The sequence below is a fragment of the Bacillaceae bacterium S4-13-56 genome (assembly GCA_040191315.1).
In the GTDB taxonomy this organism is placed as follows: Bacteria; Bacillota; Bacilli; order Bacillales; family JAWJLM01; genus JAWJLM01.
In genome coordinates this window covers 1-13,048 of the sequence record JAWJLM010000086.1, presented here as the reverse complement: position 1 = coordinate 13,048, position 13,048 = coordinate 1, and the positions used below count along the sequence as shown (strand labels likewise).

Below are 13,048 nucleotides of genomic sequence, written 5' to 3'. Positions count from 1 at the left end.
ACTTCAATTAGTTGGCCCACAGTGAATGTTAGGACCCATGGGTATGACCTAAAGGCCCTTGAATCAATCGGACATTTACGGGGTGTTTATCCCCCACCTACTCTTTTCGTTTCACTAAAGGCTTGAGGTGGAGGATAAACTGCCATGAAAATAAAACATTAAATTTTTCATCCTTGTTGGTGAAGCTTGCTTCATTGTTAGTTGCCCGTAAATGCGGGATAAATAAAGCTAAAAACCGGGGCAAATCACTCATTCCTTTTTTACCTTGAATTCTCCTGAGTTTTACCATAAATTACAAATAAAATACTCGAAAATATCTTTGCAAAACTAGTTTTTGTGCTTTAAAATGGATTCACAAGCGATAATACATGAAAAACAACTAAATCCATTTAAAAATCTATGAATATCATTAATTATCGTTCGTTTTCTACATTTTTCTTATAATTACTAACTTCAAAGGAGGGGCATACGATGACCATTTTATTTACGAAAGCAAGAGAGTTGATGGAAAAGGATTACCTTGAGCAAACCGGCTCCCTAAACCACGTGAAAAAATCAACGAAAGCAAAAAGAAATTTAAATGTATTTTCCCGAAAGAAAACAAAAAAATAAAAGGAGCACGAGCCTATTTTAGAACGATTATAGTGGGGGTATCTTGTAAAATCTAAACTGACAAGATACTCCCATTTTTTCATGTCTAGGAAAAAAACTACCCAATAAAAAACACGTGAACTAAAATGCGAGTCCACGTGAATCTAATTTTTTTATTTTTATTCATTAATCATGTGAAGATTTACCTTTTATTACGTGAAAATAATCTGACCACCTGCTGATAGATCATAAAAGTCCCCCACCGTAATGATATCCTCGAGCTCATCACAGAAATCCTCTCGAGATAGCTTAAACATTTCTACAGTAGCCAAGCAAGCATAGATTGTACCGCCTGCATCGTTAATCATTTCGATAAATTCAGGAATCGGCGGGATATCGAGTTCATCCATTTGTTTTTTCATCTTATTCGTAGCAAAGGCTGACATTCCTGGTAGGCCACCAATGAGGGTTGGAATTCCCATAGCCGGATTTCCAACAGTGGCTACTTTTACTTTATCCATCTTCTTCTTTGTGATCGCTTCCATTCCAAAGAAGGTGAAGAAGAGATTTACTTCAATCCCTTGCATTCGAGCACCGTTAGCCATAATCAATCCTGGATAGATAGCTTCTAGCGATCCTTTTGAAAAAATAATCGAAACCTTCTTGATTTTTTCTTCTCCTGACATCCTTATAACCTCCTTCGCGATTATACGCAGCTAGCTGGTTTACTTAATCCTGCAATCTTAGATGCCTTCATTAATGGACCTTCTGGAAATAACTCGTATAAATCCTTGGTAGATATTTCTCCCACTTTCTTCACACGGCGAATGGTAGGAATTTTTCCTGTTTCCTCGTAATCCTTCTGAAGAAATTCTATAACTTCCCAGTGCCTACTTGTTAACTCTTCAATCCCTACTTCCTTGGCTATTTCAACAGCAATCTCTTTATTCCATTGCGATTTGTCTGTTAAATAGCCCTCCTCTGTTACGTTTACTGTTTGGCCTGCCAATGTCTTTTCCATGCTTTTCGACTCCTTTTTAGAAAAAATTTTATATTTAAGCTTTATTACTTAATCAAAATTTTTCCCACTCGTTTTCATATGGGGTGGTACGGTTGGTATTGGTATACCTTTCAAAAGCAAGTTCCAATAAATATGCCTAAACGCCATTTTGCCCATGTGATTTATTTTGGTTTCTTTTAATAAGGAAAATGGGCCAACCTTAGGTAACGGAAAGGAACCAGTCACTGGTTCATGGTCATAGTTAAAATCAATTAAAAACGCTTTATTATAACCGGATTCAATATAGCAGTTCGCATGCCCATCAAACTTCGCATTAAGTGGCTTCCCAGCAATATAGTTTAAAATGTTTTCGGTCAAAAATTCCGCTGCAAAATGGGCAACAGATCCTGCTTTCGAAGCAGGAATATCAGAAGCATCTCCGATGACAAATACATTCTCATAACCCTTTGACTGCAACGTGTTCTTATCAGTTGGAACAAAGTTTAATTCGTCCCCCATATCGGATCTTTCAATCACCTCACTGCCCATATTAGTTGGGATGGTGACAAGCAAATCATAATCTACAGACCTACCATCTAAAGATACAACCTGTTTAGAATCAGCATCTACATGGCTCACATTAAAATTGGTAACCATTTTGATATTTTTTTGTTCAATCAATCCACCTAGGACCTTTGCACTCTTTGGTTTGGTAAAAGCACTATCTAATGGGGTGATATAAATTATCTCTACATCTTTACGAATCTTTCTTTTCTCCTTAAAATACCAATCGGATAAAAAGATGAACTCTAATGGGGCTACCGGACATTTGATTGGCATCTCTGCAATATGAACAGCTAATTTTCCACCCTTCCAATCCCGCAACTTGTTTCTTAATGCCACAGAACCTTCAAAGGTGTAAAAATCAAAGATGGTGTCTCTCCAACCATCCTCCAATCCCTCAATTTCATCAGGAGCAATATGGCTACCCGTTGCAATAATCAAAAGATCATAGGAAAGGTTCTCTTCGTTCTCAAGAACAACACTATTGATTTCAGGCTTTATGAGTTTAATTCCAGATTGAATATACTCAACATCCTTAGGGAGATAATTTTTCTTCTCCTTCACAACATCCTTCTCCGAATAGATGTCAAATGGAATAAACAAAAATCCTGGTTGATAATAGTGTTTTTCATCTTGATCGACGATTGTAATGTTCCACTCTTTCCGATTGAGCTTTTTGTGTAACTGATTCGCCATTATTGTTCCCGCTGTCCCCGCACCTAGAATGAGTACGTTTTTCATCTTTTTCCCTCCTCGTTGTTTTTCTTATCTTTATCATACAATGATTATACATATACCGGTATAACTATATTGTGAAATGTTTTACAAATTCGTGAACACTTTCAAGAGTTGGGCTCTGACAGTTGAAAATCATAATATGATTTTGCGCGTATTTAGAGGAATAGGTCATTCACCTTATGAAGAACATAACTCTGGCTTAGGTCCACGGTTTTGGGCTTCATTCACCTTATGAAGAACATAACTCTGGCTCAGGCCCATGGTTTTGGGCTTCATTCACCTTATGAAGAACATAACTCTGGCTCAGGTCCATGGTTTTGGGCTTCATTTACCTTATGAAGAACATAACTCTGGCTCAGGCCCATGGTTTTGGGCTTCATTCACCTTATGAAGAACATAACTCTGGCTCAGGTCCTCGGTTTTGGGCTTCATTTACCTTATGAAGAACATAACTCTGGCTCAGGCCCATGGTTTTGGGCTTCATTTACCTTATGAAGAATAAAAGTATTAGAAAACCTTGGCTTATCGCCAAGTCTTAATACCAAAAGTTTAATTTTTTTTTGTACTATCAACCAACCAAAGTTATAAATAGCTGATAGTACAAAAAAAGCAGAGGTTTAAATTTACCCTCTGCTTTCTACAACATTCTTTCTATAGATTTGTAACATGTTTTGCATTAATTCCATGCCTTCCAATGTTCCTATGGATTCTGGATGGAATTGAACTCCTTCTATTAGATACTCCTTATGTCGAATTCCCATAATCTCTCCTTCGACAGTGACGGATGTGATTTCAAAACAATCAGGAAGGGACTCCATGTCGACTAACAAGGAATGATAGCGCATCGCTTCCATGGGAGAGGGTAAACCCTCATAAATTCCTGTTCCATCATGATGAATGAAAGAGGATTTCCCATGCATTAATTTCAAGGCACGTACAACTTTTCCTCCGAAACTTTGAGCAATTGCTTGGTGTCCTAAACATACCCCAAAGATAGGAATTTCACCTTTAAATCTATGAATCACCTGTAAAGTGATCGGTGTTTCGTCAGGTGAGCACGGACCAGGAGAAAGAAAAATAATATCTGGTCGTAGCTCCTCAATTTCCTCCAGACTCACCTTATCATTACGCACGACTTTAATCGTTTCCCCAAGCTGGCCCAAATACTGAACCAGATTGTAGGTAAAAGAATCATAATGATCAATCATATAAATCACTCAGCTCAACTCCTCTCAACTAAACTATATCTACTATCTAACTAACTCTTTCACCTTCTCATAAAACCGTTCGAGAGCAGCCATTTGCTCCGTCTCTCCCAAACTCAAATCTTCTAACTCTGATTCAAGTAAGGTAATGATTCGACTTCCAATAATTACGCCATCTGCATGCCCTCTGATCCATTGAACGTGCTCATTCGTTGAAATTCCAAATCCAACAGCAACCGGGACTCGGCTATGCTGCTTCACCTTAGTTATAAAACCAACCACTTCAGAAGACATTTTGTTACGCTCACCTGTAACCCCAAGGGTGGAAACACAATACAAAAATCCACTTGCATCCTTGGCTATTTTTTCGATCCGAGCATCAGAATTTGGAGCAACTAGAGAGATAAATTCAATTCCTTCTCGAGAAGCTAAGTCACGAATAGATGCACTTTCCTCATGAGGCAGATCTGGAATAAGCAACCCCTCTGCACCGTTCTCCTTTAACAGTTCCATGAGCCTCTCCTCACCCAACTGTAATACCGGATTATAGTAAGTAAATATGACAACCGGGATGTCAACCCCACGCGCTCTCATTTGTGGAACAAGCTGAATCGCACGAATCAAGCTCATCCCCTGACTTAGTGCTCGTTTGGCTGCTCGTTGTATGGTTGGTCCATCGGCTAAAGGATCAGAATATGGTATCCCAAGTTCTAAAATATCCGCTCCTGCTTCCTGCAACTTCACGGCCAATTCAATGGTAAGTTCAGGAGTAGGGTCACCTGCAACTATGAAAGGAATAAACAAGTCCTTCGTTTTCTTCAATTTCCCTTGAAATGACGTTGTCGTGAGCATGTCTATACCTCCTCCTGAAAATAATCCATAAGTGTTGACATATCCTTATCTCCTCGACCGGAGACATTAATCACTATGGTCTGATCCGCACTAAGTTGCTTTGCTTCTTTAAAAGCTTGAGCACAGGCATGGGCACTTTCAATTGCCGGAATAATCCCCTCTGTTACCGTCAATAATTTCAAAGCATCTAATGCTTCTTGATCCGTCACACTTTCATACCGAACCCTTCCACTATCATAAAGATACGCATGCTCCGGACCAATGCCAGGATAATCTAATCCAGCAGAAATGGAATAGGGCTCCGTAATTTGTCCATGTTCATCTTGAAGCAAAAACGTTAAAGAACCGTGGATCACCCCACGATTGCCTTTGGTCAAAGTAGCAGCATGCTCGGCTGTGTCGACTCCTTTTCCAGCCGCTTCAATTCCAATAAGCTCTACATCCTCTTCTAGGAAAGGATAGAACATGCCAATTGCATTACTTCCACCTCCAACACAAGCATAAATCCTATCAGGATACTTTGGCTCTACTTTTAAAAATTGAGCCTTGGTTTCATCTCCAATCACCCTTTGAAAATTACGCACCATTTTGGGATAAGGATGTGGGCCAACCACTGACCCAATCAGGTAAAAGTGATCTTCACAATTGGCAACCCAATAGCGAATCGCTTCGTTTGTGGCATCCTTAAGCGTACCATTTCCACTCGTTACCGGGATGACTTCTGCCCCTAGCATTTTCATACGAAAAACATTAAGCTCCTGACGACGAATATCTTCCTCTCCCATGAACACCTTACATTCGAGTCCAAACTTGGCCGCCACTGTTGCAGAAGCTACCCCGTGCTGACCCGCACCTGTTTCGGCAATGATTTTCTTTTTCCCCATACGTTTGGCAAGAAGTGCCTGCCCAATGGCATTATTTAATTTGTGAGCGCCCGTATGATTAAGGTCCTCTCTTTTCAAATAAATCTTAGCTCCACCTAAATACTCTGTTAATGCATCAGCAAACGTTAAAGCAGTTGGACGTCCAGCATATTCTTCTAAAATATGATGATACTCTGCTAAAAATTTGGGATCTGCCATTACTTCATCCAAAGCATCCTCCAACTCTTGTAAAGGTCCCATTAATGTTTCCGGAACATATTTTCCACCGAAATCGCCATATCTGCCTCTAGCATCTGGAAATACTTGTGTCATATTGCTCCACCTCTCTCATTAGTGCCTCGATTTTTACTGGATCTTTTAGACCGTCTGTTTCTATTCCAGAAGAAAGGTCAATCCCCTCGGGTTGATAGGCGAGAATGTCGCGAACATTAGCGGGATGAATTCCACCAGCCATAAGACAAGAAACCCCTTGTTGTTCGGCTTCTTTTTTGTAGTCCGGAATGGCTTCCCAATCAAAGATTACTCCTGTCCCTCCGTAGGCCCCCTTTACCTTTGAATCAACAACATACCCATCCACAACCCCTGAAAAGAGACGCATATAAGATAATCCCTCTTTCCCATGATGAATCGCTTTCCAAACAGGAAGCTGAAAGGTTTCTTTTACATTTAAAATATAGGGAACCGTTTCATTACCATGAAGCTGAATCACATCTAATGGGACATGTTGCAAAACATAGTCGATAAAGTTTAATGGGGGCTCTACAAATACCCCTACTATCTTTTGATTTGGCTGAATTTCTCTGATCCATTTCTTCAAACTTGTAGCATCCACATACCTTTTTGTTCCTGGAACAAAAATAAAGCCTAGATGAGTGGCACTAGATTGCGCACTATGAGTAAGATCTTCCTTAGACTTGTTTCCACAAAGCTTAACGATTGTTCCTGACATGTTGACCGCCTCCCAGTAAATCATGGACTGCCTGCTTTATATCCTGTTGCCTCATTAAAGCTTCCCCTACTAGAATTCCTTGTGCCCCATAAGAGACAACCCTCTCAACCTCTTCAAATAGAAAAATTCCACTTTCTGATACAAGCAAACTCTCTTCGGGAATAAGAGGCGCAATCTTTTGAGTTTGTTTTAAACTTGTTTCAAAGGTTTTTAGATTTCGATTATTGATCCCAATTATTTTGGGTGTAAATTCCTGCAAAATCCCTCCAAGTGTGTCCTCTGAATGAACCTCTACTAAAACTTCCATTCCTAGCTCATAGGCTTTTTCATAAAATTCATGAAGTTGTTTAGGTTCCAATACTTCTCCGATGAGTAGTATGGCATCCGCTCCAATCCGAAAACTTTCTTCTATCTGAAGAGTTACGATGATAAAATCCTTTCTCAATACAGGCAGCTTTACGGCCCGTTTAACATCTTGCAGATATTGTTTTTTACCTTGAAAATAAACTTGATCGGTCAGCACCGAAATAGCACTTGCTCCTGAACTCTCATAATCCTTCGCTATACTTACAGGGTCAAAATCCTCACGTATCAAGCCTTTCGACGGAGAGGCTTTTTTTACCTCAGCAATGAGGGCTGCAATATTACTTGTATTCTTAAGAGATTCATATAAGGAAAATCTCGGAATATCCATCGGCTCTTCCAAGGTTATTCTAGGAATCTCCTCCCGTTTTGTTGCCAGAATTTTATCAAGCATATTGATTTTTCTCCTTCAAATCAGAAATTCCCTCAAAATAGCGAGCAACATCTCCTCTTTTTAGTGCCTGTTGAACTCTAATTACACCCACCTTGATATCCTCAACTAGTCCTGCAATATATAATCCAGCTGCTGCATTTAGTACAACTATATTAGTAGAGCTTTCATTGGCACGCCCATAAAAAATATCTTTAATGAGTTCCGCACTTTCATCTGGATGATGAATTTGAATGTCTTTTAATTGGCCCACTGGAAGGCCGACTTCTTCTGGGGAAAGAACAAATCTATGAATCTCCCCACTTTTGAGTTCAACAATATCAGTTGATCCTGTAATGGATATTTCATCTAATCCATCACGGCCAGTCACTAATAAAACATGTTCTGAACCAAGTGACTTAAGTGTTTCAGCTATCTTTTCCGCGATACTTGTATCATATAGCCCAATCAACTGTCTCTTTGCTTGAGCAGGATTGGACAGTGGCCCTAACAAATTAAACACCGTTCTAAACCCAAGTTCTTTCCTAGCTGTGACAGCATGTTTCATGGCTTGATGATAGTTAGGAGCAAACAAAAAGGTTAATCCGATGTCCTCCATCATTTCTTTTTCTTTATTTTCCGCTGCGAATACAGGTAAACCAAGTGCCTCTAACACATCAGCACTACCACTTGCTGAGGAAACTTTCCGATTCCCATGCTTTGCTACTTTCGCCCCCATGCTCGCAAGAACGACAGAAACAGCAGTTGAAATATTAAAAGTGGAACTTCCATCCCCGCCAGTACCACAGGTATCGATGACGGATTCTCCAAGGTCGACTTTTCTCATATTGCTTCGCATAGCACGTGCAAAACCCGTTAACTCTTCTACCGTTTCTCCACGAAAACGTAAAACACTAAGAAAACTCATTAAATGGCCTGTAGGGACTTCTCCTTGCATGATTCGATTCATTGCTTCAAAAGCCTCTTCCTCACTTAAATGCTGCCCTTCCACCACTTTAGTTAAAAATTCACTCATTGCTTCTCCACTCCTTCTCGTCTCAACTCAAAAACATGCTCAGCTAACTCAATCGTTCTTTTTAGTGCGAGTGACTTATTTAAGGTCTCTTCATATTCAAGCTGCGGATCAGAATCTGCTACAATTCCGGCACCTGCTTGAAAATATACCTTCCCTTTGTATAAGGTCATCGTTCGAATCGCGATACACGAATCGATCGCACCATCAAATCCTAAATATATAATTCCTCCGCCATATAAATGGCGAGGAGTTGGTTCAAGCTCACGTAAAATTTGCATAGCTCTTACTTTAGGAGCACCTGATAAGGTACCAGCCGGAAAGCTTGCTAATAAGGCTTCTACAGGATGGACATCCTCGCGTAGAGTCCCAGTAACCTTACTGATGATGTGCATGACCTTGGCAAATTTACCGATCATCATATATTCTGGGACAGCTACAGAACCATACTCCGCAACTCGACCAATATCATTTCTTGCTAAGTCCACTAGCATCCGGTGTTCTGCCTGCTCTTTCTCATCCCGAATCAGATCCTCCGCTAAAGCATCATCTTCCTCAGAAGAATGCCCTCTTTTTCTTGTTCCAGCGATGGGGTGAATTTCAAGATGACGGTTTTGAACCTGCATCATTCTTTCTGGTGAACTCCCTATCACTTCTAATTCACCAAACTTTAAATAGAACATATAGGGTGAAGGATTCACCTTACGTAAAATGCGATAAAGCTGAAGACCTTCTAGTTCCGTCTCCGTTTCAAATCGTTGGGAGAGAACCGCTTGGAAAATGTCCCCCGCTCGGATATATTCTTTTATTTTTTCAACATCGTCCATAAAACGTTCATGAGAGTAATTGCTTCGAATATTCTTATGCTCCGGAATAACCAAGTCATTTGACACCATAACATCTTGAATAAAGCTATTTTCTAGAAGCTTCTCCTGAATGTCTTGAATCCTTCTCTTTGCCTGTTCATAACGTTTGGTGATAGATTCCGCCCCTTGATTTAAACGAGAAAAGTGCAAGATCGTTGTTTCCTTTGTTTTGTGTTCATAAGCAATTAAGGTCTGGCAAAAAAGAAAATGATAATTAGAAATGGATATATTATCTTGGATGGCTCTGTCAATAGGTTCTACATCTGAAATTGCATCGTACGCTAGATAGCCTACAGCCCCGCCTCGAAAAGGAACAGAAATAGGAGGATCTTTTACTTGAAGGTAACTAGCCACCTCTTCAAAAGCTCCTTGAAGGGTTGCCGCTTCAAATGTTTTTCCTTGTTGCAAATCCCTAATGAAAAATTGTTGATCCACTTGTTCAATCTCAAGCATCGGATCCAAACCAATGAATGAGAAATTAGACCATGGAGATTCAGGGTCTTGGCTTTCTAGCATATACAAGGCTTCTTCCTTTAATGCATGAAACATATGAATGGGTGATAATGTGTCAGTGAAAAAAGAATGGAATACAGGAATAGTGAGATGCATTTTCGCATCTTGTAAAAACTGATCTTGCGTAGTCATAAGCTCACCTCTCCATAGGATTATGGAGAATGAGAAATTGAGGAAATATTTGTGGATGAAAAATATAACAAACTAGGTATAAGCAACCTCACAGGCTCTCCCTGCAGTCCCTATACTCACTCAGCTCCGGCTAAACTCATCCTAAACCTCAACTCTTCTACCTCATTCTCAACTCTTCTAAAAAACTTGTTGTTACTCTCTGCTAATGAAAGCCCTATCTGATCTCAAACTAGCAACTAACGAATCAAAAATTCTGATAGTATTAATTTTCAAACAATACTTAGCTTGTTAGTCATTTTATACAGGAACAGAAAAAAAGTCAACTGAAGAAGGCCGAAAAGCTCGCTTCTATACCAGCGAGCTTTTGGATTAAGCACTAGATCCTTTTGCTTTTCTTTAACGCCCCAAAAATTTACTTAGATAAGGAGCAACCTGGCTATAGACTTTCATAGCTTGACGTGCCGAATAATCAACCATGTGTAAATTGTTGGCGAACTCATCTCTTTTGAAATAATAAAAAACATTTTGATTTCTTCTTGGCTTTGACTGTTGAAAGGAAACATTTGATGATAAAGGTTTTCTTGGCATGCCATAACCCCCCTCACTCTATTTTCTTATTTCAGAATATGTGTTGAGGTAGTACTCTGAAACGTTTTTGGCCCATTTTAAATGTAATTTTGTGAGGGAGGATGGAAGTTCATTGAGCAGTGGCTTTTCCCAAAAGAAAAAAGCTCATATTATATGAGCTTCACGAGTTCTGGTGTTTTCTCCATTTATTGAATTCTAAAAACTCTCTAAATTGCTCTTTTGATATTCCCGAATCCATTGCATCTTTAGCCAACTGTAACCAATCTTCATCTATTTTTTCTTCTTGATTGTTACCCGCATTTTCGTCTTGTAACAGGCTTTCCATCGAAACGCCAAGTACTTTTGATATTTTTTCTAAAAACTGTATGGATGGATTTTTTTGAACACTCCGCTCGATAGAGCTTAAGTAGGATTTTGCTACACCTGCTCGTTCTGCTAGCTCAGATAATGTCATTTCTTGTTTTTTTCTAAGAGTTTGAATGCGTTCTCCCACCATGCGACCGACACCTGTCCTTTCTAGCAATATTATACCACAGTTCTATCTTTATTTTCTGTATATACTTTATGTATATAGAACTGAGTTAACTAGAAAGTGTTACGATTAAGAGGGCTTTTTATTAAGATTATTCATCTCAATAAAATATCGAACCTCCTCTTTCGAAATCCCCAATTTTTTTGCTTCATTCATTAAAGCAACCCACTCTTGATCAACATCATTTCTAGTTTCTTGCATTCTGTTCCCCCAAACCCTTTACAGGTAACCCAGCCATCGTAGCGCTTTTCTCCCTCGCCTTAGATCTGTAGCTTTGCGACCTAGCCTTTCGACCAGTTTGCCTTTATCTGAAGGAATCTTTTCTATATCTAATCTACTATATACGGAACGAAAATTATGTTACTTTACGGAAAAAGCGGGCGTATATTTTACTTTTTTTTGTCGAATATCAGAATTTTGAGTGTCATTTTTCCGACAAACGCCCTAATCATAAGCAAAAGGCAACCTGCACTAAACAGCTTGCCTACTCCTTTTGTAGTACTCTTAAATGATCATTAATTTCCTGTATTAATTGCTTCTCATCTACTTCTTGAGGACCTTTCCAATCAGCTCGACTATCTTCTCCAGGTGAAGTATATTGGCCTTCCATACATCTAGGATATTCAACGCCGTCTTCAGGTTCAAGTTTCCTCTGGAGAATTAATTCATGACGCCAATCGTCCCCAAAGTCGTAAATGTAAATGCACCGATCATCCACTTCTTTGAACCAGTCGGCTATCACTTCATCCTTTTCGTGGAAATCCACTTGGAATAGGTCATCATTTTTGTTCTTATTTCCAATCTGTTGCCAAGAATATAAGTCATGTGTATTCTTTTTAAACAAAAAGGAATGCATATGGATATCATACCAATTCATTGATAATTGAATGACTTTATGTAACTGATTAAAGTTGTAACTAGAAGGAATTTGAACGGTCCTCCATACAGGAGGTTTTTCATCAATGAGTACTATTTTAAATTCGTAGATCATGTTGGCTACCTCCATTCTCAACTTCTCCCTTTTACCCTACCACAAAAAAGAAAAATTCGGAAATATTAGCTATTTAAATTTTTCTATACTTGTGCAACCATATTGAACTACCTCCACCTTGCTGAAGGTGCGTGGCACTCCATTGTTTAACTAGACAATGCTTTTTAATAAAGTAACGCTTTCCACCTGACTCGTGAGGATAGGATTGATGTCTTTCGAACCGTCTGTTCTCGGAAACATATCCACGGCATTTTTCCCTTCGAGGTATGGGGGAACATATCGACTTTGCATCAACCACTAAATGTTAACCCTATAATTAAATATTTAAGATTAAGAGAACAAATGATTAATTTTGATTATTTAGGTTTAATAACTCCTAGAAAAGTATCTTCTACATATTGAAGATCATTCATTTTACTCTGTACATAATTTGACCAATTTTCTTTTTCCAGTATGTTATTGAAATCCGAATACAACGATTCAACATCTGCACTTTTTACTTGGTATGACGCTCCAGAGAAATTGTAATCTATAATTTTTAAGTTGTCTATCAGTGCAAAAGCAGCTGTTGAATTATAAAGAAGAGAGCTTTTTACCTTTTCTTCTCCGATATTCCAAACTGTATCTTTATAATTTACTTCAATTTCTAAGTTTTCTGGATGCAATTCAAAGTTCATTCCGACATTGCTCAGTGGAAGATGCTGAAAAAGGTTTGAAACATTTGAAGCGTTCCCCATATATTTATTTTTATATTCGAGAATGCTGTTTAAGTCATGTGTAGCAGGTTCCTGCTGAGTAATAAAGAAGTGGAGCCAAGGTAAAAGCTTTAAATAAAGCATAAAAAGTCAATACCCTTTCGACCTTTAGAGGATTTCTT

Annotated in this window: 16 protein-coding genes and 1 riboswitch; of the genes, 1 reads left to right on the top strand and 15 read right to left on the bottom strand. The window is 38.9% G+C overall.

The genetic code is table 11. The features are described from left to right. The first annotated feature begins 471 nt into the window (after positions 1–471). Entirely contained in the window at positions 472–612 is a 141-nt protein-coding gene (locus RZN25_16145) for a hypothetical protein (protein MEQ6378345.1), read from the top strand. Between the two features lie 191 nt (positions 613–803). On the opposite strand, the gene RZN25_16140 is transcribed toward RZN25_16145, so the two are convergent. The 15 genes from RZN25_16140 to RZN25_16070 form a co-directional block, all read right to left on the bottom strand. Beyond that, a complete protein-coding gene (locus RZN25_16140) occupies positions 804–1,277 on the bottom strand; it encodes a DsrE/DsrF/DrsH-like family protein (protein ID MEQ6378344.1) in 474 nt (157 codons plus the stop codon). 20 nt (positions 1,278–1,297) lie between these two features. Continuing rightward, positions 1,298–1,612: a TusE/DsrC/DsvC family sulfur relay protein gene (locus tag RZN25_16135; GenBank protein MEQ6378343.1), complete on the bottom strand. Its 315-nt coding sequence runs from the start codon at positions 1,610–1,612 to the stop codon at positions 1,298–1,300. 48 nt (positions 1,613–1,660) lie between these two features. Then, complete coding sequence (locus tag RZN25_16130; protein ID MEQ6378342.1) at positions 1,661–2,896, bottom strand: FAD/NAD(P)-binding oxidoreductase; 1,236 nt, start codon at positions 2,894–2,896, stop codon at positions 1,661–1,663. A 620-nt stretch (positions 2,897–3,516) separates the two neighbouring features. Then, on the bottom strand, positions 3,517–4,110 hold the full coding sequence (locus RZN25_16125) for an aminodeoxychorismate/anthranilate synthase component II (protein ID MEQ6378341.1): 594 nt from the start codon (positions 4,108–4,110) through the stop codon (positions 3,517–3,519). A 33-nt stretch (positions 4,111–4,143) separates the two neighbouring features. Next, positions 4,144–4,950, bottom strand: coding sequence for a tryptophan synthase subunit alpha (gene trpA / locus RZN25_16120; GenBank protein ID MEQ6378340.1), 807 nt, complete (start codon positions 4,948–4,950; stop codon positions 4,144–4,146). A 2-nt stretch (positions 4,951–4,952) separates the two neighbouring features. Continuing rightward, on the bottom strand, positions 4,953–6,146 hold the full coding sequence (trpB, locus tag RZN25_16115) for a tryptophan synthase subunit beta (protein MEQ6378339.1): 1,194 nt from the start codon (positions 6,144–6,146) through the stop codon (positions 4,953–4,955). Further along, entirely contained in the window at positions 6,121–6,783 is a 663-nt protein-coding gene (locus RZN25_16110; GenBank protein MEQ6378338.1) for a phosphoribosylanthranilate isomerase, read from the bottom strand. Before RZN25_16110 ends, trpB begins: the two co-directional genes overlap by 26 nt. Beyond that, positions 6,764–7,540, bottom strand: a complete 777-nt coding sequence (trpC, locus tag RZN25_16105; GenBank protein MEQ6378337.1) for an indole-3-glycerol phosphate synthase TrpC — start codon at positions 7,538–7,540, stop codon at positions 6,764–6,766. Before trpC ends, RZN25_16110 begins: the two co-directional genes overlap by 20 nt. Then, the gene (trpD, locus tag RZN25_16100) at positions 7,533–8,552 is read right to left on the bottom strand and encodes an anthranilate phosphoribosyltransferase (protein MEQ6378336.1); all 1,020 of its coding nucleotides are present in this window, start codon (positions 8,550–8,552) and stop codon (positions 7,533–7,535) included. The genes trpC and trpD overlap by 8 nt, the downstream gene beginning before the upstream one ends. After that, the gene (gene trpE, locus RZN25_16095; GenBank protein MEQ6378335.1) at positions 8,549–10,060 is read right to left on the bottom strand and encodes an anthranilate synthase component I; all 1,512 of its coding nucleotides are present in this window, start codon (positions 10,058–10,060) and stop codon (positions 8,549–8,551) included. The genes trpD and trpE overlap by 4 nt, the downstream gene beginning before the upstream one ends. A 396-nt stretch (positions 10,061–10,456) precedes the next feature. Then, entirely contained in the window at positions 10,457–10,648 is a 192-nt protein-coding gene (locus RZN25_16090) for a hypothetical protein (protein ID MEQ6378334.1), read from the bottom strand. 160 nt (positions 10,649–10,808) lie between these two features. Next, the gene (locus RZN25_16085; GenBank protein ID MEQ6378333.1) at positions 10,809–11,144 is read right to left on the bottom strand and encodes a helix-turn-helix domain-containing protein; all 336 of its coding nucleotides are present in this window, start codon (positions 11,142–11,144) and stop codon (positions 10,809–10,811) included. A gap of 105 nt (positions 11,145–11,249) precedes the next feature. Next, complete coding sequence (locus tag RZN25_16080) at positions 11,250–11,381, bottom strand: anti-repressor SinI family protein (GenBank protein ID MEQ6378332.1); 132 nt, start codon at positions 11,379–11,381, stop codon at positions 11,250–11,252. Positions 11,382–11,401: 20 nt separating this feature from the next. Then, positions 11,402–11,493: riboswitch (cyclic di-GMP riboswitch) on the bottom strand. A 171-nt stretch (positions 11,494–11,664) separates the two neighbouring features. Continuing rightward, on the bottom strand, positions 11,665–12,186 hold the full coding sequence (locus RZN25_16075; protein MEQ6378331.1) for a plasmid pRiA4b ORF-3 family protein: 522 nt from the start codon (positions 12,184–12,186) through the stop codon (positions 11,665–11,667). Positions 12,187–12,527: 341 nt separating this feature from the next. Continuing rightward, the gene (locus RZN25_16070; protein ID MEQ6378330.1) at positions 12,528–13,010 is read right to left on the bottom strand and encodes a DUF4825 domain-containing protein; all 483 of its coding nucleotides are present in this window, start codon (positions 13,008–13,010) and stop codon (positions 12,528–12,530) included. Between the last annotated feature and the right edge of the window lie 38 nt (positions 13,011–13,048).